The sequence below is a fragment of the Paenibacillus sp. y28 genome (genome assembly GCF_037137075.1).
Taxonomy (GTDB): Bacteria; Bacillota; Bacilli; order Paenibacillales; family NBRC-103111; genus JBBBNV01.
The window spans coordinates 61,392-84,649 of the sequence record NZ_JBBBNV010000018.1; the positions used below are offsets into that span (position 1 = coordinate 61,392).

17 protein-coding genes and 1 pseudogene are annotated in these 23,258 nt (G+C 57.1%); 14 read left to right on the forward strand and 4 right to left on the reverse strand.

What is annotated here, in order from left to right; genetic code table 11:
- Positions 1–13 precede the first annotated feature (13 nt).
- Positions 14–2,110 (forward strand): glycoside hydrolase family 65, encoded by a 2,097-nt coding sequence (locus tag WBG83_RS14945; RefSeq protein WP_336745944.1) that lies wholly within the window; start codon positions 14–16, stop codon positions 2,108–2,110.
- A 195-nt stretch (positions 2,111–2,305) separates the two neighbouring features.
- Positions 2,306–3,820 (forward strand): extracellular solute-binding protein, encoded by a 1,515-nt coding sequence (locus WBG83_RS14950; RefSeq protein WP_336745945.1) that lies wholly within the window; start codon positions 2,306–2,308, stop codon positions 3,818–3,820.
- A 687-nt stretch (positions 3,821–4,507) separates the two neighbouring features.
- Here WBG83_RS14950 and WBG83_RS14955 read toward each other — a convergent pair.
- The 3 genes and pseudogenes from WBG83_RS14955 to WBG83_RS22635 all read right to left on the reverse strand — a co-directional run.
- Positions 4,508–5,578 (reverse strand): Gfo/Idh/MocA family protein, encoded by a 1,071-nt coding sequence (locus WBG83_RS14955; RefSeq protein ID WP_336745946.1) that lies wholly within the window; start codon positions 5,576–5,578, stop codon positions 4,508–4,510.
- Positions 5,571–6,902 carry a glutamate-1-semialdehyde 2,1-aminomutase gene (locus WBG83_RS14960; protein WP_336745947.1) on the reverse strand — a complete coding sequence of 444 codons (1,332 nt, stop codon included), beginning with the start codon at positions 6,900–6,902 and terminating at the stop codon, positions 5,571–5,573. The genes WBG83_RS14955 and WBG83_RS14960 overlap by 8 nt, the downstream gene beginning before the upstream one ends.
- A gap of 870 nt (positions 6,903–7,772) precedes the next feature.
- Positions 7,773–8,789: pseudogene (locus WBG83_RS22635) on the reverse strand (LCP family protein); the annotation flags it as partial.
- A gap of 635 nt (positions 8,790–9,424) precedes the next feature.
- On the opposite strand from WBG83_RS22635, the gene WBG83_RS14970 reads away from it, so the two are divergent.
- The 7 genes from WBG83_RS14970 to WBG83_RS15000 all read left to right on the forward strand — a co-directional run bounded on the left by WBG83_RS14970 (position 9,425) and on the right by WBG83_RS15000 (position 14,985).
- The gene (locus WBG83_RS14970) at positions 9,425–10,558 is read left to right on the forward strand and encodes an ABC transporter ATP-binding protein (RefSeq protein ID WP_336745949.1); all 1,134 of its coding nucleotides are present in this window, start codon (positions 9,425–9,427) and stop codon (positions 10,556–10,558) included.
- Positions 10,551–11,348 carry an ABC transporter permease gene (locus WBG83_RS14975; RefSeq protein WP_336745950.1) on the forward strand — a complete coding sequence of 266 codons (798 nt, stop codon included), beginning with the start codon at positions 10,551–10,553 and terminating at the stop codon, positions 11,346–11,348. Before WBG83_RS14970 ends, WBG83_RS14975 begins: the two co-directional genes overlap by 8 nt.
- 4 nt (positions 11,349–11,352) lie before the next feature.
- On the forward strand, positions 11,353–12,138 hold the full coding sequence (locus WBG83_RS14980) for an ABC transporter permease (RefSeq protein WP_336745951.1): 786 nt from the start codon (positions 11,353–11,355) through the stop codon (positions 12,136–12,138).
- A 90-nt stretch (positions 12,139–12,228) separates the two neighbouring features.
- Positions 12,229–13,224: a hypothetical protein gene (locus WBG83_RS14985; protein WP_336745952.1), complete on the forward strand. Its 996-nt coding sequence runs from the start codon at positions 12,229–12,231 to the stop codon at positions 13,222–13,224.
- Between the two features lie 111 nt (positions 13,225–13,335).
- A complete protein-coding gene (gene bcp / locus WBG83_RS14990; protein WP_336745954.1) occupies positions 13,336–13,818 on the forward strand; it encodes a thioredoxin-dependent thiol peroxidase in 483 nt (160 codons plus the stop codon).
- A 79-nt stretch (positions 13,819–13,897) separates the two neighbouring features.
- Positions 13,898–14,395 carry a DUF1648 domain-containing protein gene (locus WBG83_RS14995; RefSeq protein ID WP_336745955.1) on the forward strand — a complete coding sequence of 166 codons (498 nt, stop codon included), beginning with the start codon at positions 13,898–13,900 and terminating at the stop codon, positions 14,393–14,395.
- A 71-nt stretch (positions 14,396–14,466) separates the two neighbouring features.
- Positions 14,467–14,985, forward strand: a complete 519-nt coding sequence (locus WBG83_RS15000) for a GyrI-like domain-containing protein (protein ID WP_336745956.1) — start codon at positions 14,467–14,469, stop codon at positions 14,983–14,985.
- A gap of 434 nt (positions 14,986–15,419) precedes the next feature.
- Here WBG83_RS15000 and WBG83_RS15005 read toward each other — a convergent pair whose 3' ends face one another.
- The gene (locus WBG83_RS15005) at positions 15,420–15,989 is read right to left on the reverse strand and encodes a hypothetical protein (RefSeq protein WP_336745957.1); all 570 of its coding nucleotides are present in this window, start codon (positions 15,987–15,989) and stop codon (positions 15,420–15,422) included.
- A 206-nt stretch (positions 15,990–16,195) separates the two neighbouring features.
- Between WBG83_RS15005 and WBG83_RS15010 the strand changes: the two genes are divergently transcribed.
- The 5 genes from WBG83_RS15010 (at position 16,196) to WBG83_RS15030 (ending at position 23,224) form a co-directional block, all read left to right on the forward strand.
- Positions 16,196–17,818, forward strand: coding sequence for a polysaccharide deacetylase (locus tag WBG83_RS15010; protein ID WP_336745958.1), 1,623 nt, complete (start codon positions 16,196–16,198; stop codon positions 17,816–17,818).
- A gap of 67 nt (positions 17,819–17,885) precedes the next feature.
- The gene (locus WBG83_RS15015; RefSeq protein ID WP_336745959.1) at positions 17,886–18,824 is read left to right on the forward strand and encodes an AAA family ATPase; all 939 of its coding nucleotides are present in this window, start codon (positions 17,886–17,888) and stop codon (positions 18,822–18,824) included.
- A 15-nt stretch (positions 18,825–18,839) separates the two neighbouring features.
- Entirely contained in the window at positions 18,840–19,103 is a 264-nt protein-coding gene (locus WBG83_RS15020; protein WP_336745961.1) for a hypothetical protein, read from the forward strand.
- 115 nt (positions 19,104–19,218) lie between these two features.
- Positions 19,219–20,508, forward strand: a complete 1,290-nt coding sequence (locus tag WBG83_RS15025; RefSeq protein ID WP_336745962.1) for a DUF58 domain-containing protein — start codon at positions 19,219–19,221, stop codon at positions 20,506–20,508.
- Entirely contained in the window at positions 20,495–23,224 is a 2,730-nt protein-coding gene (locus WBG83_RS15030; RefSeq protein ID WP_336745963.1) for a DUF4129 domain-containing transglutaminase family protein, read from the forward strand. Before WBG83_RS15025 ends, WBG83_RS15030 begins: the two co-directional genes overlap by 14 nt.
- The last annotated feature ends 34 nt before the right edge of the window (positions 23,225–23,258 follow it).

Sequence of the window (23,258 nt, forward strand, 5' to 3'; positions counted from 1 at the left end):
CACAGGAGGACTTATGCAGCAGACACCCATTGACAGAAAAGCGCTTGTACACAGACACCATCCGGTTTTGCGGCAGGCGGACCCGCTTTCCCCGCTTTCGGTAGGGAACGGGCAATTCGCTTTTACAGCAGATTTGACCGGACTGCAGAGTTATCCTGAGCAGTATACGGTTCCTCTTGGAACACAGGCCCAGTGGGGCTGGCACAGCACAGGCGGCCTTGAGCGATACCGTCTGGAGGATATCACGCCCCAGCAGTACCCGGCGAATGGCCGCAGCGTGGGTTATTATGTGAACCCTGTCGAGGGCGAGGAAGCGAAATATCACTGGCTTCGTCAAAATCCGCACCGGCTGCAGCTTGCCCGGATCGGGCTTCGGCTGCTCGGATCAGACGGGGGCGAAATTCCATTCGGGGCTCTGCAGCAGACTGAGCAGACCCTGGATTTGTGGCAGGGCATACTGACCAGCCGGTTTGTGGCGGATGGCCAGCCGGTTACGGTGCTGACTTGCTGTCACCCCGATGCCGACATGCTGGGCATACGTATCGCGTCGCCGCTGCTGGAGCAGGGCCGATTGCAGGTGACGCTCAGCTTCCCATCCTCGGATCCGGCCTCCACAGAATGGGCGAAGTGCACGGGGCCGCTGCTGGAAACCGATACCGTCTATACAGCGGAGCTGGCTTTGCTGTCAGGACAGCAGGCGGTGATTACCCGCACGCTGGATCAGGATAGCTACACTGTGTACGCGCAGTGGTCATCCGGCACGATGATCCAGACCGGACCACGGCGTTTTCAAATTACAGCAGCCGAGGACAAGCAAGAAACCGCCGTGCTGGAATGCTTGTTCGGCTTTCATGACAGGTCTGATTCCGGCAAGATCGTATGGCCTGCACAGAATTGCAGCAGCCTGCTTGATGCAAGCAGAGCCTATTGGGAGAAATTTTGGATGTCCGGCGGAGCGATCGACCTTTCCGGCAGTACAGACCCGCGCGCGCCGGAGCTGGAGCGCAGGCTCGTCCTGTCCCAATTCCTGACGGCTGTCCACTGCTCGGGCACATTGCCGCCTCAGGAGACAGGGCTTCTATATAACAGCTGGTTTGGCAAGTTTCATCTGGAGATGCATTGGTGGCATGCGGTTCATTTCGCGCTTTGGGGCAGGACGCAGCTTTTGGAGCGAAGCCTGCCTTGGTATAAAGAGATTTTGCCTGCTGCCCGGCAGCTTGCCCGTTCTCAAGGCTATAGCGGGGCCAGATGGCCCAAGATGGTGGGCCCGGACGGTAGAGACAGCCCGTCGCCTATCGGCCCGCTGCTGATTTGGCAGCAGCCGCATCCGCTTGTTTATGCGGAGCTGTGTTATTTGGCTGCTCCAACCGTAGCTACCCTGGAGACCTATCGGGAGATCGTGATGGAGACCGCGGAATTTATGGCATCATTTGCGGCATGGGATGACCAGGCCGGCCGCTACGTGCTCGGCCCATCGCTCATACCGGCTCAAGAGCAGTTCGATCCGAAGACAACATGGAATCCGACCTTCGAGCTTGAATATTGGCGGCATGGATTAGAAATTGCGCAAACGTGGAGAACGCGGCTTGGCCTGGAGCGAAATCCGGATTGGCAGCATGTGCTGGAGCATTTGTCTGCGCTTCCTGTGTATGAAGGAGTTTATACCGCCCATGAGAATAGCCCGGATACGTTCGAGGCTACGAATACGGACCATCCGTCGATGCTGGGCGCGCTGGGTATTCTACCCGGCAAGCTGGCCGATCCCGCGATTATGCGGGCGACTTTGAAGCGGGTGATGCAGGAGTGGGAGTGGGATACGGCCTGGGGCTGGGATTTCCCGATGACGGCCATGACGGCCGCCCGGCTCGGGGAACGCCAATTTGCAGTGGATGCGCTGCTCAAGGCTGCCGTCAAAAATACGTATTTAGCCAATGGACACAACTATCAGCGCAAGGGGCTGACCGCATATCTTCCGGGGAACGGGGGGCTGCTTGCCGCTGCGGCGCTGATGGCCTGCGGCTGGCAGGGCGGGACGGATGCTCATGCTCCCGGCTTTCCGGACGACGGCACGTGGACCGTACGCTGGGAGGGGCTTAACGCCTGGCTGTAGTTCAACCTGCAGTGTGCCGCTGTCCTGCCGGAGCATAAGTGCAGCGATGCGGTTGTCTGGTAGATCGAGCCTGAAGTACCGTTCATTGCCGGAGCGGGGAGCTGACAGAGGTTTTTCCCCGGGCCAACCATGGTTGCTTGGCGCGGGTTGCCTTTATACATAAATATAGTGTTTCGGAAAAGGAGATGTATCAACATGAAAGCAGTAAAAGGAGTTGCTATAGCTTGCGCGTCCGTCATGTTCGCCGGCAGCTTGGCAGCCTGCGCGTCGGGTGAAGCGAATCCGCAAGGGGAGGCCGCCGGGACAAAAGCTTCCGACAATGCCCCATTGGCCATTTCGTTGGTTATTCCGCAGGTAGGCGATATTCCGGCCAAGGGCAATGCTGTTGAGCAGGCCATTGAAACGTACACGAACACCAAGCTTGATATTCAGTGGGTCCCCAATTCTGCGTATGAAGAAAAAGTCAACATCATGATTGCCTCCAATGAGCTTCCTAAGGTAATGAAGCTGAACTATACGGCAACCTCGATCGGCGCGATTAACAGCGGGCTTTTCTGGGAAATCGGGCCTTACTTGAAGGATTATAAAAACTTGTCCGCACAAAATCCGCAGCATTACGATAACATCATGGTAGAAGGCAAGGTGTACGGGGTTCCGTTGTACCGGGATATTGCCCGCGCGGCGTACAATTACCGTAAGGATTGGTTCGATGAGCTTGGCCTGCAGCTGCCGAAATCACTGGATGACTGGTACAAGGTGCAGAAAGCCCTGGCGCAAAATGATCCGGACAAAAACGGCAAAAACGACACCTACGGCATGCTGCTGGACAAAAAGTACCTCGAAGGCAACTCTGCCGTGCTCACCCGGCTTGCGGTCAGCATGGGCGGGGTCAATAAGTGGGGGCTGGTTGATGGCAAAATGACGCCGGAGTTCATGACCAAGGAATATGTGGACGTGCTGAAAATGTTCCGCAAATTCAACGATGAAAAATTGCTGAACTCCGACTTTGCGGCAGTAGACCCGGCTGAACGGGACAAGGTGTTCGATTCCGGCCGCGCAGGTCTTGCCAACTCAGTTGCGGCTGCGGCGAAGAGCCAGCAGGACCGTGTATCCAAGACGGATCCGAAGGCAGTCGTAGACAATGCTGCATTTGAAGGCCCGCAGGGCATTCGCCTTGCCGGTGAATCAGGCAACAACGGCTTCCTTGCCGTATCCAAAAGCGCGGTCAAAACCGAGGAGGAGCTGAAGAAAATCTTGACCTTCCTCGACAAGCTGATGGACGAGCCGATGGCGACGCTGCAGCTGCGCGGGATTGAGGGCACTCACTTCGTCAAAGTGGACGGCAAAACAGAGTTTAAAGATTTCACCTTGTTCCAACGGGAGGTTAAGCCTTACCGGGATAACCTTCTGAACCTGGAAGGCTACAATGTGCCTCCGCTGAAGGACACGCCGCTTGGTGAGAAAGCAGCCAAAATGGTCATCGACAACCAAAAATATGTGGTGCCGAACCTGGCGCTGACCTTGACCTCACACACGTATTCCGAGCAGGGCAAGGCGCTTGATCAAATGATTTGGGACGCACAGACCAAGTACATCATGGGCAAAATCGATGATGCCGGCTGGGAGCAGGAAGTCAATAAGTGGCTGAAAGCCGGCGGCGAGAAAATAATGAGCGAATATGATGCCTCGTATGCAAAGCTGAAAAAGTAAATGATCATACCCGACAACCCGCCGGAAGTACAAAGCCGGCGGGTTGTCCTTGTGCAAAATTCATCAATCCCCTACATAATTAACTTCATTTACAATATGCGGTATAATTGGAACGAGGGTGTTGGAGTGCCTTATAAATGTGGTCGACCGACCGCCGTCATGCAGCGAAACACCGCGCGCTGGGAGCTGCGCACGGTGCGGAAATGAACTCAAGGAGGGGGACAAAATATGTCTTACTGTACATCATGCAGCCGGCCGCTAAACGAAGCTCAATGGAGCGAGGATCGTGATTTGAAATCTTGTCCGAGATGCTCCGAAGCACATGGAACCCAGCATGTATATTATGAAACACACGTATTCGGATGGACGGAACACCGGATTACCTCCTATAATACGGACGGGATTCAGAGCCATTGTACCCCGTGCAGGGGCAACGGGCAGAACACGTATCACAGGGTGCTCTGCAGTCAGGTCAAACCGTGATTTACAAACCTGCCAGGCGCGCGATATAACGATTTAAATCCGGTCTGCATTGCTGCGTTGCTGCATTCAAAACAAGGATGGTCAGATCAGCATAACGAAGGAGGGTATCCCGAAGCCATACACTGGCGGAGGGACACCCTCTTTTGGCGCAGGAAATGAAAACCGTTCCTTGGTACCTGGAAGCGACGCCTGCTGCTCCCTGTTTTAGCTGCCGCTCCGCTGCAGAGTAACGGGTTGCCCGCCGCCCGCGATGGAATCGGCAACAGCCTGGGTAAAGCTCATATAACGAACGCCCTCCACAAAAGACGGATAGCCCTTGCGGCCGGAGCGGACTGCTTCAACAAAATCGCGCTCCACCGTCCATGCAGTACACTCGCTTGGCTGAAGCTCGATAGGCTGAGGTCCGCTTCCCGTATCCAGTGTCAGATAGGCTTCTCCGGAGAAGCAGGTCAGCGTGCCCGCGCTCCCGTGGATCGTCAGGTGGGGCTTGCCGCCGCGTACTGCTCCGGTGAAGAGGGCCGTCAGGGTAGCGCCGCTGTCGAACTCGGCCAAAACGGTTACGCTGTCGGGCAGGTCGACCTTCCCGCTTCCGCCGCCCTCCGGTAAAGGTCGCTCGGTTGTCCACGTCCTGGCGCGTGCGGACAGCTCGGTAACCGGACCGAACCACTTCATCAGGGTTTCGGCCATAATACCGACGTCCAGCATATTCATGCCTTGCAGCGATTCACGCTGACGCCAGTGCAGCGGCTGTGCCGCGTCCAGAAATTGTGCCGCCGGATGATCCAGCACAATGTGGCGCACTTGTCCGAGGGCGCCCTCAGCCAGAAGCGAGAGAACCTTTTGCTCCACCAGCATGTAATGAGGAGGAGGGCACAGCATCGTAGTGAGCGGGCTGGCCTGATCTGCTTCCAGCATCGTATGGGCATCAGCCAGATTCATCGCCATCCGTGCCTGGCAAAATACATGCTTGCCGCGGGCCAGGGCATAACGGGTAATTTCGGAATGCAAATAGGGTGGCGTGCAAATAAACACGGTGTTCACTTCTTCATCCTCGACCACATCCTGCCATCTGGCATATACGCGCTTGAAGCCATATTGCTCGGCCGCGGCTTGGGCGTTTGCCAGGCTGCGGTTCGCGACAGCCGTGAATTCGATCCCGTCCAGCTGCTGCAGCCCCGGCAGATGCCGGGCCTTGGCGATGCCGCCGGCCCCGATCATTCCGATCCGCAGAGTTTGAACAGCGGTCGTCTTCGTTCCGGTTGCTCCGTTATCCATGCAGATCCCTCCGTGATTTCATTGCCGCAAATGCCTTCTCTGCAGCGGCAACGGTCTCATCAATGTCAGCTTCCGTATGCGCGGTGGTCAGAAACCACGCTTCATATTTGGACGGGGCCAAACAAATGCCCTGATCCAGCATCAGCCGGAAAAAGCGCGCGAAGCTCTCCCCGTCAGTATCCTGCGCTTCCTCGTAATTCGTGACCGGATGATCGCAGAAGTGGGTCGACAGGGCGCCGCGAATACGGTTTATCGTCAACGGAATGCCGCTGGCGCGGGCTGCGGACGCAAGGCCGGCTTCCAGCTTGGCGCCCAGCGCATCCATACGCTCATAAACTCCAGGCTCAGCCAGCGCCTCCAGGCAGGCGATTCCTGCGGAAATGGAGGCAGGGTTTCCGGCCATCGTTCCGGCCTGATATGCCGGGCCGAGCGGTGCAACCTGCTCCATAATATCGCGCCGTCCGCCGTAGGCCCCGATAGGAAGCCCGCCGCCGATAATTTTGCCCATCGCGGTCAAATCCGGCTCAACCGCCTTGGCATCGGGCAGCACAGGGGTGAAGGTTTGCGCCGAGCCGTAATGGAAACGAAACGCCGTGATGACCTCATCGTAAATGACGAGCGCGCCGTGCTCCCGGGTCAGGCGGCATAAGCCTTCCAGGTAGCCGGGCTTCGGCGCAACCATGCCGAAGTTGCCGACAATCGGCTCCACCATGACGGCCGCAATTTGGCCTTCCCAGTGCTCCAAGGCGGTTTGGAGCGCCTCCAGATCATGAAACGGAACCGTGATGACCTCGTGGGCAATGCTGGTCGGGATCCCGGCGCTGTCAGGGATTCCGAGGGTGGAAGGGCCGGACCCCGCGGCAACCAGCACCAAATCCGAATGGCCGTGGTAGCAGCCGGCAAATTTAATTATTTTACTGCGTCCGGTGTAAGCCCGGGCAACCCGAATGGTTGTCATCACCGCTTCGGTGCCTGAATTGACGAACCGGACCTTATCCAGAGACGGAACGGCTTCCTTCAGCTTGCGGGCGAACTGGATCTCCAGCTCGGTGGGGGTTCCGTACAGCGTGCCGTTCTCCGCCGCCCGGCAGATGGCTCTTGTCACATGCGGATGGGCATGTCCGAGAATAATCGGACCGTAAGCGGCCAAATAGTCGATATATTTGTTGCCGTCGACATCCCAGAAATACGCGCCTTGTCCCCGGGACATGAATACCGGCGCCCCGCCGCCGACCGCCTTGAAGGAGCGGGACGGGCTGTTGACCCCGCCGACAATGTCCTGCAGCGCCTGCTGATACAGCGCTTCCGATTTCACTCTATTCATAGGTTAATAACCTCCATCTGAGCTGACGATTTCCTGATTTTCCTACTTTATCACGTTACCACTCTGCTCCGATCAACGCAATATCATTTCCGGGTCAGGGCTGAATCAGACAGCCTTCACGCTGAGCACCATCCACCATAGGTCACCCTAAGTCAACCGGCTAACCAATAAACAGACCTTCGCCCGCACGATACCGTGAGAGGGAAGGTCTGCCTGTGTTGCTTATTATGCTGCCTGACTGCGCCGAAGCGGCTACGTAATCGGAATGGCCGTACCCGGGGTTGTACCAGGCTTTGTACCGCCGCTGGTTCCGCTGCCCGGTACGGTTGTGCCGTTTCCTGTGCTGCCGCCGGTTTCTTTTTGTGGAGACGGTGTAGCTGTCGGTTTTGTTTGTACCGGTTCTCCGATCCCTTCCGGCAGACTGATGCCGGGCACCTCATTCAGGCCGTCAATGCTTTCATCCTTTGGATTAACAGTCCCGGTCGGACTGTTTTCTTTTCCGGATTCAGCGCCAGTGCTGCCGGTAGAGCCGGAACCTCCGGTGTTGCCGCTTGTTCCGGAGGAATTGTTTTTTGAGCCGGTTCCTGTTCCTGCCGAGCCGGTGCCGCCGGTTTCTTTTTGCGGGGAATTGCCGGTGTCGGTTTTTCCGCTATTTGTTGTGGAGCCGGTATTTGTTTTGCTGCTGTTATTCGTACTGCTGCTTCCCGTGCCTGTAGTTGTCCCGGAGGAGCTGCCTGTAGTACCGGTCTTGCCCGTGCCGGAGGAGCTGCCTGCAGAGCCTGTCGAGCTGTTCCCGGTCGTGGTGCTGCTTTTCGTGCCTGACGAGGTGCTTGTGCCGGTGCTGCCGGTTGTGCTTTTGTTTCCGCTGGAGCCGGTGGTTCCGGCAGTTCCTGCCGATCCGCTCTTTTTGGTATCCGGCTCGTCAGCCAGGAGCGTTTCGCCCGCCAGCTTGCGGTCGATATATTGATGCATCTTGGTTTTGTCCGTTGTGAGGACGGACGCGCCGCTAATGGTTTTGGATTCCACCAGCTCCATCGGCGGAAGCTGTACACTAACCATGCCCTCTGTTTTGACATCATAGGCGAGCGTGCCAAGCTTCAGCATTTGGGAGATGCTCAAATTCGTTTCAATATAAGGGTCGATGCTGCTCAGTATGGAAGGCAGCTTGACCAGCGAGGTCGAGGATTGAAGCTTGGTTGCCACGGCCTGCAGGAAATCGCGCTGCCGCCCGGTACGGTTGAAGTCAGACAGCGCATCATGACGGAACCTGACGTACTGCAGTGCCTGCTTGCCGTCCAGATGCTGGTACCCTTTTTTCAGATTGATCGCGTATTCAGGCTCCTCGCTATCGTAATATTTCATGTCCTTCTCTACCTCGAAGTCTACACCGCCGATGGCGTCGATCAAAGCAATGAAGCCCTTGAAATCGGTATACACATAATATTGTATCGGCTCGCCGATAAAATCGCTGATGGTCTGCATCGCCAGCTTCGGTCCCCCGTAAGCAAGCGCCGTATTAATGCGGTCCTGCCCCTTGCCGGGGATGCTCACGTATGTATCCCGCAGGATGGAGAACAAATAGGATTTCTTGGTCACCGGATCAATGGAGGCGATCAGCATGGAATCGGATCGCGGCGCATCGTTTTTGCTGACACCCCGGGAGTCGCCCCCCATCAGCAAAATATTTACACGCTCCTTGCCCTCCCATTTGGGCGGGTTATACGTATTGGTTTCTTTGCCTTCGGCCGTATTGAATTGGCTGAACAAGGAATCCTGTTTATCCTGTATGTTGGAGCTGAATTGATAAACGGAATATCCGTAATATCCGACTACGGCCAGCAGCATGATCCCGATCGACATCAGGGACCATTTTAATTTGCGCATCATGGTCTTCATCCTCCCCTTTCAGAGTTCCCGGACGGTGCATTAATTGTAGCAAAATAAAATTTTGTGCGTGTACGATGGCTGTGTCCGTTAGTTGGACAATAGGTCCCGAACGGCGCTGTTTCTCCACCGCTTTTCGGTTGAACCTGGCAAGGAAGGTATTCCTTTCCTTCAAAATGCGCGCTGCAGAGACGCCGGTCCTTACCGGCGACCGGTCTTTTGATTTCATGCCGGTTCGTGTATCATGTATAGGGACGTCCTTTGCGTGAGTGAGCATTATGCTCACAAAGACGGAACAACAACGCTGCAGGTTGCATAATCAAACAATGTTCTACATCAGTATGGCCTGATTTGGGCGTAATTTTGCAACCTGATTCAGACTTCTCTGCCGCTGTTCTTGCTTCTTATTATAACTTTTGTGAAAAGGCGGGCGCAACGTTTGTCGAATGACGCCTGTTTTTATTCGAAGCTGGCCTGCGGTTCTGATTCAGCAGCAAAGCAGTTACACGGCGATTCACTACACTGGGACCTGCTTACGGTTTTCGGTCTGTGCGGGAATAAGCGTAATGCTTCGGCAAGGCCGGCGTAAGTCAATTTAACCGGATGGTTCATCAAGAATAGAAAAGAGGACTCAGAACATGAATGTGATTGAAGTGCGCGATCTGCGCAAACAGTTCCGGGTGCAAAAAAACCGGGAGGGCCTGAAGGGGGCCCTTCGTGATTTATTCAAACGGGAGTATACGGATGTCGCAGCGGTAAAGGATATCAGCTTCTCCATTCCCCGCGGCGAAATATGCGGGTATATCGGTGAGAACGGCGCGGGCAAATCGACCACCATCAAAATGCTGACCGGCATACTCGTCCCCACCTCCGGCGATATCCGGGTGAACGGCTATATCCCTCATAAGGACCGGGAGGCGTTCGTGCGCGGCATCGGTGTCGTATTCGGCCAGCGCAGCCAGCTGTGGTGGGATATCGGCGTGGTCGAATCGTTCCAGCTGCTGCGCAAGGTGTACCGGGTCAGCGAAGCGGATTACAGGAAACGGCTGGATGAGCTGGTGGAACGGCTGCAGCTGCAGGATTTGCTCAACCGCCCCGTACGCAAGCTGAGCCTGGGGCAGCGGATGCGCTGTGAGCTGGCAGCATCGCTGCTGCATAACCCGGCGATTGTATTTTTGGATGAGCCGACGATTGGCCTGGACATTATGGTGAAGACCGAGATCAGGGAGTTCCTCAAAGAAATGAACCAGCGGTACGAAACGACGATTTTGCTGACCACACATGATTTGCAGGATATTGAGGCGCTTTGTTCCCGCGTCATCATGCTTGATGACGGCCGGATTATTTATGACGGCGGTCTGGAGGAGCTGAAGGAAAAATGGGGCAAGGGCAAGGAAATTGTGTTCCGTTTCGCCGACCCGATTGCTTTGTCCCGCCTGTCCGCGCTGACGGAAGGTTTGGAGGTGCAGTGGAGCCAGGGAGATAACAGCCATGCGGCCAAGGTGTTCATTCCGCAGCACGGCTCGGGCGTATCGGACGTGCTTGGCCGGGTCGTGGGCGTGATGGACATCCGCGATATTCAAATTTTGGAGACGAATACGGACGAAATTGTACGTGAGATCTATAAAACAGGATCGGCCGCGTCGCCCGCCGACGCACGGATCTCGTCCGGACAAGCTGAGCAGGAAGGCGCATCCGGGGGAACCGGCGCCAACGGTCCTGGCGGCGCGGAAGGCAAGTCCGGCAAACAGGAGGCGGGTTCCCGTGCTTAGCGCCTATGCTGATTTTGTGCGCATCCGGTTTCTGACGATGCTGGCTTACCGGGTCAATTATTACAGCGGTATATTAATTTATGCGGTCAATATCGGGGCTTATTATTTTATATGGAATGTCATTTATGGAGAGAATGCGTCGCTCGGGGGGATGACCGCGGGGCAGATGACGACCTACGTTGCGGTGGCCTGGATGGCCCGGGCTTTTTATTTTAATAACCTGGACCGCGAGATTGCCGGGGAAATCCGGGACGGCAGCGTCGCCATTCAGTTTATACGGCCATACAGCTATATTCTGGTCAAAATGATGCAGGGGTTCGGGGAAGGCTTATTCCGGTTTCTGCTGTTCAGTACGCCGGGGATGGTGCTGGTCACACTGCTGTTCCCCGTACAGCTGCCGACGGATGTGAGCCGCTGGCTTGTGTTCCTGCTCATGCTGTTTCTCAGCTTCGTCATTAACTCGCAGATTAATATTTTAACCGGACTGCTTGCCTTTTTTGTGGAAAATAACGAGGGAATCATGCGGATGAAGCGGGTAGCCGTCGATTTGTTCTCCGGGCTGATCATTCCCATCACATTTTTCCCGGAATGGTCGCAGGCCGTACTGAAGCTGCTGCCGTTTCAGGCGATTACTTATTTGCCCGGCGCCGTGTTCACCGGACAGGTCAGCGGGGCGTCCGCGGTGCTGAACGTCGTCGGTGTCCAGCTGCTGTGGTTCGTGCTGCTAGTGATTCCGATGGTTTTACTGTGGCGCAGCGCTCGTAAGCGGCTGTTCGTGCAAGGAGGATAAAGCGATGTTTTATACCGGATTGCTGCTGGACTATTTCAAAAATTACCTCAAAACCCGGCTGACGTACCGTTCCGATTTTTGGATCGAGGTGATTTCGGATCTGCTGTTTCAAGGGATGAACCTGTTTTTCATTCTTGTCGTCTTCCTGCATACCGACCTGATGGGCGGCTGGACGCGAGATCAAATCATTTTTATGTACGGGTATTTTATGGTGCCTTCCGGCATCTTCTACTGCTTCTTTAATTTGTGGAACTTTGCGGAGCGGTATTTGGTCAAGGGGGAGATGGACCGGGTGCTGACCCGTCCGGCGCACAACCTGCTGCAGCTGATGCTGGAGAATCTCGATCCGGCCTCGCTGTTCGGGTCGCTGACCGGGTTCCTGATTATGATGTATGCGGCGGTGAATATGGATTTGGGCATGTCGTGGAGCGATCCGCTCATCTTCCTTCTTTTGGTGGCCGGATCGATTATGGTGTATGCCGGAGTATACATTGCCTTGACGTCCATTTCGTTTTACTCCGATGCGCCGACTGGAATTATGCCCCTGGTGTACAATATTCAAAGCTATGGGCGCTATCCGATTAAAATCTACAACAAAGCGATTCAAATTTTGCTGACCTTCATCCTGCCGTTCGGCTTTGTGGGCTTTTACCCGGCAGCGTACTTCCTGGATCGGGCAAACTGGGGGCTGTATGCTCTGCTTACTCCGGTCGTAGGCGTCGTCTTTCTGGGAATCGCCCTGCTGCTTTGGAATAACGGAGTCCACCGGTACCGCGGCGCAGGCTCATAAAAGGGGCTTCTCCTTGAAATTTGTATCCCCGGCGGGGAGGAAAATCCTGTATACTGGAGGATAGTAAAAGATTTTGTGCAGGAGGCTATGATGAACAAGCATCAGGTACAAAGCAAATCTTCAACCGGGGCAAAATCAGCCGCAAACGCCGAACGCGGACGGCAGCGAACATCTTCTCAAAGCCAATTCCCGGCCGGTGCAGCGCAGCTTCTTCAGCTTCAGAAGGCGGCAGGCAACCGTGCTGTGGCGGGCATGCTGCAAGCGTCAGCGCAATCGGGCCAGCCGGTGGCGCAGCGGGCCTTACGCAAGTTTCGTCCGAAGGGCGATCCGAAGCCGGAGCTGGACACCCTGGTAAGTATGGCGAACAAACTGGACGATCTGACGATGGAGGCGCATGGGAAGGTGATCTCTGCGCTCAAGGCTGGAGATCCGTCAAAGGTGAAGGATGAAGGCGTTTCTGAGGGGCACTACAGCAACTGGCTGACGAACTGCGGCCCGATGTCGACGGGTTACGTTATCGAGGATATGGTAACCAGCAAGGTTAAGGGAGTGCAGGGCTATGCGTCCCAGGTTACATACGGAAATGCCAGACCTGACTTCGTTATTACCGACGATAAGTACAGCGGTGTAGTCGATATTACGACGGCCAAGGAAGCGGGCCATGTACTGGATAAGGATTTCAACATCAATTCCTTTGACTACGTGTCTGAGAGTCTGTACCCCAGCATTAATTTCGATGATATCGACAAGAGCTTCACCTTCAGCGAGGAAGACAAGCAAATCATCGCAAATGCCCAAAAGCTGAAGGGCCAGGCCAAGCTCGGGAAAATGATGAGTCGGGTGAAGGGGCAGCTTGACCTTCGCATTGAACAGGGCTTTATTGATCGCGAGATGGCTCAACTCGCCTCAGACGCCAGAGAAATAATGAAAAGCCTGGATCTCAGCAATTCCGAAGCAGTAACCAATGCCGACAATGCGATCAAAAAAGTGAATTCGCGTGCTAAAACTGTCGACAGCAAGTCAATTGATATCGGCTTGGTTTCGGACATTATTACTTTCATCAATAATCGGTATTTCGGAGATTAACCGGCGTTGCAAGGCACAACCGGCTGCGCGGCTCACAGAGTGCAAGCCTGCAGTTGCCGGCAGCATGATAACAACGCCTGGTCTCCAGGCGCAGGGAGGAGCAGATCCAGCATGACGGAAACGGAAGCGAGGGTCGGTCAGCCGGCCCCCGATTTTACCCTGCCTGCCTCAGGCGGGCAGCAGATTACACTGAGCGATTACCGGGGCAAGAAGGTCATCCTGTACTTTTATCCGCAGGACAATACGCCGACCTGTACTCAGGAAGCGTGCGAGTTTCGCGATGCCGCGCCGCATTTTGCCGAGCAGAACGCGGTCATTATTGGAATTAGCCCGGATTCTGCGGCCAAGCACGACAAATTTATTGCCAAGCACGGCCTGCCGTTTGTGCTGCTCGCAGATGAGGAGCACCGGGTTTGTGAATTGTACGGTGTGTGGCAGCTAAAAAAAATGTACGGCCGGGAATATAGGGGGGTTGTCCGCTCTACATTTCTGATTGATGAAGAAGGACGGCTTGCCCAGGAATGGCGCGGGGTGCGGCTGAAAGGGCATATGGACAGCGTACTTTCCGCAGCGGCGGCCGAGAACCCTGTATAGATCAGCCAGCCTGTTGAAGTGAAGGTGAGGGCGGCTCCGCGGGAGGAGCTGCTTTTTTTTAAAGCGGGGGAGGTATATAATGGATAAACGTCCGAAATTAAGCATTCCAAGATCGAAGCTGGAAATGATTCATGACGGGCTCAGTATTGCTGTGTTACTGGTGATGTTCATCTATGTGATCAAGGTGTGGGGACAACTGCCGGAGCAAATGCCGATCCATTTCAATGCGCGGGGAGAGCCTGATGGCTGGGGCGGTCGGGGGAGCCTGTTCTTTTTACCCGGCTTGTCCGTGCTGCTCGCAGCCGGCTTGTCGCTGCTGAGCCAATTTCCCCACACGTTTAACTACCCGAATCCGGTTACCCCGGAGAATGCCCCGCGCCAGTATGCCAACGCCAGACGGATGCTAAGCTGGATGAAGCTGGAGCTGGTTGTCTTGTTTGGTTATATCGAGTGGCGCATCATTCAGGCAGGCCTCACAGGACAGGATAGGCTGGGAATATGGCTGCTTCCGGTCGTTCTGCTTGTCCTGCTCGGAACCGCGGGCTATTATGCCGTCCGTGCGTTCCGTCTCAAATGACTTCAGCGAGAAGGAAAATGTCATCCCGCCGGTAAACAGTAACTCAACTCACGATAAAGGAGTGAAGACGGATGCCCCACAACCCGGAGCAGCAAGCATCTTTCGTAGAACAAGTAGAACAAGTAGAACAAATAGGACAAATTCATCTGGAGCCGATGAAGCTGGTAGGTCTTTCCGTAACGGTAGCCTTCGAAAATGTAGATATGGGGCGCATTGACGCGGTACGCCAGCAATTTTTCATCCGGCGAAACGAAATCCAGGGCATACTGCATCCTGACCGGTACTGGTCCCCCTGGTTTAGCGCCGAGGGCGTGTTTACGTATTTTTTCTGTATGGAGGTCGCCGATTTGCTGGAGATTCCGGAGGGGATGATCGGCTTCACGATTCCTGCGCATACCTACGCCAAGCTGCATTATGACGGTCCCCGGCCGATGAATCCGGACCCGTATGCAGTGATCGGCGAATACCAGCGCGAGCAGGGGCTGGCTGCGCTTAAGCGGGCGCTTCCGCTTGAGGCTTATTCCTTTGCCGAGTGGCAGCAGGAGGGCCGAATCGTATTTGATGTTTATGTGCCGCTTAGGACCGGCTGAGCAAGCGCGGAACCTGCCTGTCCGCGCAGCTTCCGGTCAGGCAGCGTTTCACTGTACGACGGTAACCAAGGCTCTAATCGGCCAGCCGGTCAGAGGATTTCGGGACCACTGCCAAGCTAGAGGCTTTAGAAAAGAGGCAGCCTTGCAAGTCACTGAATGTGACTTGCAAGGCTGCCTCTGTTTGGCGAACATCGCATTGGTTACATAGGTTTACTAGGTTTCCTTCATGCTAGTGGATCGAACCTGAAGTAATGTCCATGTCGGGACCACGAGAAGAACAGGGAATAAGCTTCAAGTGGCGCCGAAACGTAGTTTCGTTAATTATGGAACAAGATGCTGGTCGTCGTTTCCCCGCCTGCTTCCATATCCGCTTGGCCTGCAGCCGCCATTTCCTGTTATTGTCGCCCAGGAGCGCCCCCGGCACAAACGGTAATTCAAGCTTCCGCGTCTTTCCTAGTGAACCGGTTTATCAGCCTGCGGGCCGTCAGAGCGCCGGCAATAAACATAACCGCCCCGAGCAATGTTCCGCCGAAAAGATACACATTGACCGCCGTAGTCCCGCAGTAAAACGGCAGCTCCTCGCACATCAGCGCGTAGCCGGCATGAGGGTAGCCGATGCCATACCAGCTGGAGGGAAAGCCCCTTGCAAGCAGGGTGGCCAGCAGCACGAGTCCCCCTTTTTCGATCACAAAAGCGATCGCCAGAGTATGGCCAAGCAGGCGAAGCAAATACCCCCGCTGCAGATTATACAGCATGAAGCCAAGCCCGAAGTACGGCAGGAAGGAAAACCAGAACGTGTAATAATACATGGAGATGCCGCGCGAACGGTCGGCGGGCACATCCGAAAGGGCATTGTAGCTGACAGCCGAGACGAAATAGGATACCCCGTACAGCAGCATGAATCCGAACACAATGGCAAATGTCAGTGTGGCCCATGAATACTTTTTCTCCAGCGCCCCCGCGCATCCCTTGTCCTCATTTGCAGCACATACACTATCGCTCACCGAGCTATACCCCTTTCACAGCTGCTTGTAATATCTTCCTATTCTTTCATTTAACTAAGACGAGAGAAGGCGTTCAAACGTTGCACTGACAAGCAGGAAAAATATAGGCTGTCCGCCGGATGCTCAGTGCAGGCGGTCAGGCATATAACGCCGGTTTTCCCCATATACTCTACCAATTCCAAAATCATAGAATAGGTGGGACAAGCATGAAGCGAAAATGGGCGCACTGGATCCTGTTTATTTTTTTATTCCAATGGGGCGGTCAGGCCGTTTGGGCGGCGGCGGTTGAGCATCAGGCCCGCGGTATGGAAGAAGCGGGAATGTGGCCTGACTGGCTGAAGCAGGCACAGCCCTGGTCCAATATCCCGCAGCAAGCCGTTGTAAGCCTTCGCTGGCCTGAGGCGGTGGTTTCCACAATGCTGCAGGCGGCCCGGCCTGCGGTCGCCTCCGGCTTGCTGCAGGCGGAAGCCGGACATTCAGCTACGGCTTCCGCCACGGCCGCTCGCCCGCAGCGCAGCGAGGAAGAACTGAACCGCGCAGCTGACCGCCAATTGCAGCGCTGGGAAGCGGATCATACAGGAAGTGAAATCTATGAGCTGCTCCGGAGCGGGAAGCAGCCGCCGTCGGACCGCACCTACACGGCGCCGGAGCAGCCTACCGTATATTTGACATTTGATGACGGACCGAGTGCGCTCACGCCGAAGGTGCTGGATATATTGCGGGAGGAGGGGGTGAAGGCGACCTTTTTCCAGCTTGGTGCGCAGGCGGAGCGCTTCCCGGAGATCGTGCGGCAGACCGTTCAAGAGGGACACCGGATTGGCAATCATACGTATAATCACCGCTATGAGCAGCTGTATTCCCGTTTTGATCACTTTTGGGACCAGATTCAAAAGTCGGAGGACGTATTTGCCGACATCGCCGGTGTCCGCCCGGATATTGTCCGTGCGCCTGGCGGCTCGTTCCAGCAATTGGACGCCTTCTCTCATTACTATTTGCAGAGTGCGGGCTACACTGTCTATGACTGGAATATCGATAGCGGCGATTCCCGGCGGTCAGGCGTTCCGGCAGCCGAAATCATCGCCAATGTGGAGAAAAGTCCGCTTCGCCACGAGCTGAATGTACTGATGCATGACGGAGCAGGACATGAGCAGACTGTACAGGCGCTTCCGGACATTATCCGTTATTTTAAAAACAAGGGCTATACGTTTGCTGTCCTGGATTCCTCCGTCAAGCCGGTTCAGTTCACGCTAAAGGCATCCAAATGGAATCAGCAGGGCGTGACGGAGGAGGCGTTTGTCAGCATGTTCCGCCGTATGGCAGACAGCACGCATATGCAGGAGCAGGCCAGACAGCTGGTGCAAACGGCTGATGGGCAGGGAGCGGCCTCCGCCCCGGCGCTTACAGCGGAGGCTGCCTATGCCCATCAGGACGAAGCTATGGAAGTGCAGCCGCTGCGGATGAAGGTATCCGCGCATGGCGAAGCCAGAGAGCTTGAGCTGAAGCAGCGGAAGCTGGAAGGGGCCGGGGAGGCGCTTGTTCCGCTCAGACAGCTTGCGGAAGGGCTGGGCGGCAGTGTGGCCTGGGATAGTGCGGAGCGTGTGGCCAGCGTCCGGTTAAACGGCGTGCTGGCGGAACTGGCGCCGGATCAAGGCGGCCTGGCGGTTGTCTCGCCCGATCGGGGCTTCGTCTTCCAGGAGGAGGCACGGCTTATGTTGGCGGATGGCTCGCTTTATGTCCCGCTGGAAGCGGCTATGCAGTGGTTTGGCTATCATCTGAGATGGGCGGCAGTGGACGAGGCGGCAGCCGGCTTGGAAAATACGATTCTATAATGTCTAAAAACATAGCAACCCGGAAAAGCTAGGATTATAGAATTCATTTGTAATCCGGGGAGGGGCTATGGTGCTGGAACGCATAGTGGCGAATGTAGAGAAGGTCATCATCGGGAAGCGGGAGGCTGTGGAGCATACGGTGCTGGCGCTGCTTTGCGGCGGGCATGTGCTGCTGGAGGATGTGCCCGGTGTCGGCAAAACGATGCTGGTCCGGGCGCTGGCCGCATCTATCGGCTGCAGTTTTCAGCGCATTCAGTTTACACCGGACTTAATGCCGTCCGATGTCACGGGCATTTCTGTTTATCATCCCAGAACAGAGCAGTTCACGTTCCGGCCGGGGCCTATTATGGCCAATATCGTGCTTGCCGATGAGCTGAACCGGACCAGTCCGCGCACCCAGGCGGCGCTGCTGGAGGCGATGGAGGAGAAGCGGGTTACCATGGACGGGGAAACGTATGCGCTGCCGGACCCGTTCCTGCTGCTGGCTACGCAAAATCCGCTCGACCAGGAAGGAACGTTTGCGCTTCCTGAAGCGCAGCTGGATCGGTTTCTGCTCAAAATTGCGCTGGGCTATCCCTCCGAAATGCAGGAGCTGGCGCTGCTGGACCGGATGGCCTACCGTCATCCAATTGAACGGCTGCAGCCGGTTGTGCTGCGGGAAGAAGTGCAGCTTCTGCAAAAGAAGGTGCCCGATATCCATGTCGACCCCTCGTTGAAGGAGTATGTGGTAAGCCTCACGGCTGCAACCCGGCGTCATGCCGAAGTGCGGCTGGGAGCAAGCCCGCGCGCTACGATGGCGCTGATGCGGGCTGCTCAGGCGAAGGCGTTCATGCTTGGCAGAAGCTTCTGCCTGCCGGATGACATTAAAGCTTTGGCTGTCCCGGTGCTGTCCCACCGGCTTGTGCTCCAGCCGGAGGCTCGCTGGTCGGGGCGTACCGCCGAAATGGTCGTGGAGCAGCTGCTGGAGCAGCAGACGGTGCCGACGCTGCGCTATGCGCATAGCTAGTGCGGGGGCAGGCCAATGACTTTCGGTGAATGGCGGTACAAGGACGATCCGGGGGCAGCTTCACGGGAACGGCATTCGGGCGTTTTATTGCCTGGGCCGGAGATTGAAGCGGAAGCCAGGGTTGTATTATGGCAGGAGTCAGAAACGGAGCTGCAGTCCGATTTCGGTGCAGGCCAGCCTCGCGGTCAGGAAAGGGAGCCTTCCAGGCATATGGCCTGGTCGGGCGCCTGGTGCCATGCCTGGTCGCAGCTTGAGGAACGGCAAGGCGGCAAACGGTGAACAATGAACAATGAACGATGAACAATGAACGGAAAGTGCTTGATTCAGAGAAAGAAACAGAGGAAGAAACAGAGAAAAAACAGAGAGAAGAAATCAGTGAAAGGAGGTGCTTGCGATGCGCGGGTGGTGGGCATGGCTGTTTATGTTTATTTTGTGGATAGGCGCAGTGGCATTGCTGCTTGGCGGCGGCAAGGAAGCCGCTGTGTTTTTGGCGGCGCTGCTTGGCTTGCTGCTGGTCATGACGCTGGCAGGATCATGGGGGGCGCTGCGCAGCCTGGAGATCGTGCCCCAGCTGTCTCAGGCGAAGCTGTTCGCCGGTGATACGCTACAGGTAAAGCTGACGATCCGCCATCGCTCGCCTCTTCCTTTGTGCTGGCTTGTTGTGCGGGAATATTGGGTGAGGACGGGCAGCTCCGGGGCTGGAGAGGGAACCGTGCAGGAAGCCGGACCGCCGTACGCGGAGATGTACCGGGAACGGCTGCTGTTCCCGTGGTTTCGCCGCTGCTTTACGATTGCTTATCCGGTGACCGCTTTACCCCGGGGCCGCTACTGCGCGCTCAGGCTGGAGGCCTTGACCGGTGATGTGTTCGGGCTGACAGAGAAGCGGCGCCATTGTGAAGCGGCGATTCATTTGACGGTATACCCTCGGCCGCTGGAATTGGGCCGCCGTACGCTTCGTCTTGAAGCCGGGCTTCCGGCCGCGGAGGGAGGCCGCATCTCCGGCGAAGGGGCTGTGCAGCTGCAGGCCGCATCTCCGTCTCCCGTTGTGAGCGGAATTCGCGAGTACAGGCGAGGGGACGCAATTCGCCGCATTCACTGGAAGCTTGCCGCCCGGGACGGAGAGCTTCGGACCAAAACCGGCGATAGTGCGCCCGATCCGCCCTGGCTGGTATTTCTTGACGCAAGCGGTTCTTCCTATTCAACCCCTCGTGCCTACGCGTTGTTTGAGTCCTGTGTCGCCGCTGCCGCCGGTCTGCTGCGCGAGGCCCAGGCCCAGGACATTCCGGCGGGACTCCGCTGCGGTTGTCCGGCAAGCCAAGAGCTGGGACTGGCCTCCAAGGTGGATTTGCGAAGGGGGTATGAGCTGCTGGCGGATGTGAGGCCGGATGGGCGTCTGCCGTTTGCCGCTGAAGTGTCGGAGGTGATGGCGGCGCTGCCTGCTCAGGTGTTGGCCGTATGCGTCACACCGGCGCTGGATTCGGCGCTGGCAGAGACGCTGGGCCGGCTGCGGGCGGCAGGACGCCCGGCAGCCCTTGTGTGGGTGACCGACAGGAAGGAAACGGATGCATTGGCACGTCAACTGCTGGAGCAGCTGGCGCGTATGGGCTGCTTCATCCGTGTGTGCCCTGTGGGCATTCCCGCAGCGAACCAAGGGAAAGGAGTGGCGGTCGATGTCACTGCCTAATAAGGAAGCAGGGGCTAAGGGAGATAACGCCCCGCGCGAACGGACGTCTATTCGCCAGCCAGGCCATTCGCCGGATGCAGTCCATTACACTGCACAGTCCTCGGCTTCGGAAACTGCAGAATCCTTCCCTCGGCAGGCGGTTTATGCTGTGCTTCTCTTTCTGCTTGTCCGGGAGTGGATTCTGCCCCTGGCGGCGATGTCGGAGCAGACGGATGTGCACATGACAGCCCCTTTTCTGATTGGAATGGGCGGCTTCTTGCTTATCGGCCTGCTGCCTCTGCCTGGCCTTGTGTGCTGGCTGCTGCGGCTGTCGGTTTGTCTCGGGCTCGTCGGCTCCCTTTTTTTCAAAGCTTCTTTTCCTGCTGGCAATTGGCTTGTCCAGCTGGTCGAGGCTGTAGGACAGGACGCAGCTTCGGCTGCGGCAGGGAACGTGGAGCTTGTTAGCGGGGCCGGACGGACACTGCTGTTCCTGCTGGGCTGGATGCTGCTGCTGTATGTGATCCAGACGATGCTGTCCCAGCGGCAATCCGTGCTGTGGCTGGTCGGGGCAACCCTGGTTTACCTGGGCGTGCTGCAGCTAGTTCCGGGAATGGATACGTCCGGCGGGCTGGCGCGTTCAGCGGCCCTTGGCTTGCTGCTGCTGGGACTTTCCCGGTTTTCTTCGGTATTGACGTTCAGCGGGCGCGGCGGGCAGGAGGCAGGTCTTGATTCTGTGCATACCGCCCGCGGCTGGCCTTGGCCGTGGCTGGCCGCAACCATAGGTGCGACGTCGGCCTTGTTTTGTTCAGGAATGTTCGTTTCTGCAGTGATGGATCAGCAGGGCGCTTCGCGGCTTCAAGCGCAGGGCACGGCGGTGCTGGAGCGGCTGGGCTGGAATTGGAGCGGCTGGGAGCAGCTGGCGCGCAAAGCGGAGCAAATTGCTTTTCCTCTACGTTCTTCTGCCACTACCGGGGATGCTTCCTTCGGGAAGGCCAGATCCGGATACGGAGGCAGCGATTCAAGGCTTGGCGGCCCACTGCAGCTGGATTCTACCGTCGCCTTCCTGGCCCGGACACCCGTACAAACGTATTGGCGGGGAGAATCAAGGAACGTGTATGACGGCAAAGGCTGGGTGCAGGCTGAACGGCAGCCCCCGCAGACATTCACGCCGGAGAACGTCATGCCGAATTCAGAATATACGGCGCCGTCCGGTGCCGGCTCTGTTCCGGTGTCCCTTGGATTGGGAGGGGACGGCGAGCAGCTGCGCGGAAGCACTAATGCACCGGCGCCGGCTGTGATTGAGCAGGAAGTGCTGGTTCAGAACCGTTCCCTCGGCGGTCTGTTGTTCGCTGGCGGGACCATTCGTGACATTCAGGCTCTGATTGGAGAACAGGGGGCTGTTGCGGGCGTAGAAGCCGTTCGTCTGCTCCCGGACGGTCACAAATATGATCTTTCCCGTTTTGGGGAACCGGCTTCCTACTATCGTCTGCTGGTTAATCCCGTTGTGGTGCTCGGCAGCCCGGATGTACAGGAAAGCCGGGGAACGGCGACGGCAGCGGCGATGACGGGCTACAGCCCGAAGCAGTTGTCCGTTCAGGAACGGGAAGTGCACCTGCAGCTTCCGGCAGGCCTGCCGGAGCGGGTAAGACAGCTGGCCTCGGAGATTACCGGCGGAGCGGACGGCGAGCTGGATCAGGCGTTTGCCATTAGCCGATACTTGCGGGCGCATTACCGCTACAGCCTGGACGAGCCGGGTTATCCGCCGGGGAATGGGGATTTTGCAGATTACTTTTTGTTTGAGCAGCAGGTCGGCTATTGTGATCATTTCTCTACTGCTATGACGGTACTGCTTCGGGCGGCGGGCATTCCCGCCCGCTGGGTGAAGGGCTTTGCGCCGGGGGAGGTACAGCAGGAATCGTCCTGGATGCTTGGCTATGGGCAGGAGGCGGCGGTATTCGGCGGGGAGCAGGACGGCGGCCAAGCGGTGCAAACCGTGACGATCCGCAACTCGGACGCCCATTCCTGGGTTGAGGCGTTTATCCCCGGTGCGGGCTGGGTTGGCTTTGAGCCGACGCCGGGCTATACAGGCACCTCGCTGCACACTGCGGCAAACGGGGCGTCAAGCGGAAGCGATATCGAAGCCGTTCCGGCTTCAGCGGCCTTCTCGCCAGCCCAGCCGCTTTCTTCGTCGGCCGGTCAGGGCGCTGCTCCCGCGCCCCAAGCAGCGGCTCTCTATTCACGCGGCTTGGGTGAAGCGCTGCCTGCAGTCTACAGTGCCGCTCAAGCAGCCGTCACCCGGGCAGCAGCCTTGCTGTGGCCTGCGGCGGACTCGCCGATTCGCGCTGCGCTTGCCGCCACCCTTGCGCTGATGCTGCTCCTGGGCAGCGCTGCTTTGGCGCGGACTGTACAGCGCAGGCTGGTCATAGGGCGCTTCCTGAGCCCTGCATTCGCATCCGGCCCGGAACAGCGGTGCTCCGCCGCCGCCAGACGCGAGCTGAGACGGTTTGACCGCTTCTGGCGGCGGCTGTTCGCACGGCTTGGCGGCAAGCCCAAGGGGCAGACCCTGCGCGAGTTCGCCCGGGCCCAGGAAGCGCTCGCCCCGGAGCAGCAGGCTGCGCTTGCCGCGCTCGTGGAGCAGTATGAGACCTTGCGGTACAGCGGCCAGCCGTTAACTGCGCCCGAACGCAAGCAGCTGTGGGAATACTGGAGATGCATTACCCGCAGGCCGGACGGTTAATGAATTGAACAAAAAAACCATGCCGCTCGTTCAC

Excerpts from the sequence above, each read along its gene's own strand:
- WBG83_RS14945 (WP_336745944.1), top strand. The coding sequence starts at position 14 with ATGCAGCAGACACCCATTGACAGAAAAGCGCTTGTACACAGACACCAT.
- WBG83_RS14950 (WP_336745945.1), top strand. The coding sequence starts at position 2,306 with ATGAAAGCAGTAAAAGGAGTTGCTATAGCTTGCGCGTCCGTCATGTTC.
- WBG83_RS14955 (WP_336745946.1), bottom strand. The coding sequence starts at position 5,578 with ATGGATAACGGAGCAACCGGAACGAAGACGACCGCTGTTCAAACTCTG.
- WBG83_RS14960 (WP_336745947.1), bottom strand. The coding sequence starts at position 6,902 with ATGAATAGAGTGAAATCGGAAGCGCTGTATCAGCAGGCGCTGCAGGAC.
- WBG83_RS14970 (WP_336745949.1), top strand. The coding sequence starts at position 9,425 with ATGAATGTGATTGAAGTGCGCGATCTGCGCAAACAGTTCCGGGTGCAA.
- WBG83_RS14980 (WP_336745951.1), top strand. The coding sequence starts at position 11,353 with ATGTTTTATACCGGATTGCTGCTGGACTATTTCAAAAATTACCTCAAA.
- WBG83_RS14985 (WP_336745952.1), top strand. The coding sequence starts at position 12,229 with ATGAACAAGCATCAGGTACAAAGCAAATCTTCAACCGGGGCAAAATCA.
- bcp (WP_336745954.1), top strand. The coding sequence starts at position 13,336 with ATGACGGAAACGGAAGCGAGGGTCGGTCAGCCGGCCCCCGATTTTACC.
- WBG83_RS14995 (WP_336745955.1), top strand. The coding sequence starts at position 13,898 with ATGGATAAACGTCCGAAATTAAGCATTCCAAGATCGAAGCTGGAAATG.
- WBG83_RS15000 (WP_336745956.1), top strand. The coding sequence starts at position 14,467 with ATGCCCCACAACCCGGAGCAGCAAGCATCTTTCGTAGAACAAGTAGAA.
- WBG83_RS15010 (WP_336745958.1), top strand. The coding sequence starts at position 16,196 with ATGAAGCGAAAATGGGCGCACTGGATCCTGTTTATTTTTTTATTCCAA.
- WBG83_RS15015 (WP_336745959.1), top strand. The coding sequence starts at position 17,886 with ATGGTGCTGGAACGCATAGTGGCGAATGTAGAGAAGGTCATCATCGGG.
- WBG83_RS15020 (WP_336745961.1), top strand. The coding sequence starts at position 18,840 with ATGACTTTCGGTGAATGGCGGTACAAGGACGATCCGGGGGCAGCTTCA.
- WBG83_RS15025 (WP_336745962.1), top strand. The coding sequence starts at position 19,219 with ATGCGCGGGTGGTGGGCATGGCTGTTTATGTTTATTTTGTGGATAGGC.
- WBG83_RS15030 (WP_336745963.1), top strand. The coding sequence starts at position 20,495 with ATGTCACTGCCTAATAAGGAAGCAGGGGCTAAGGGAGATAACGCCCCG.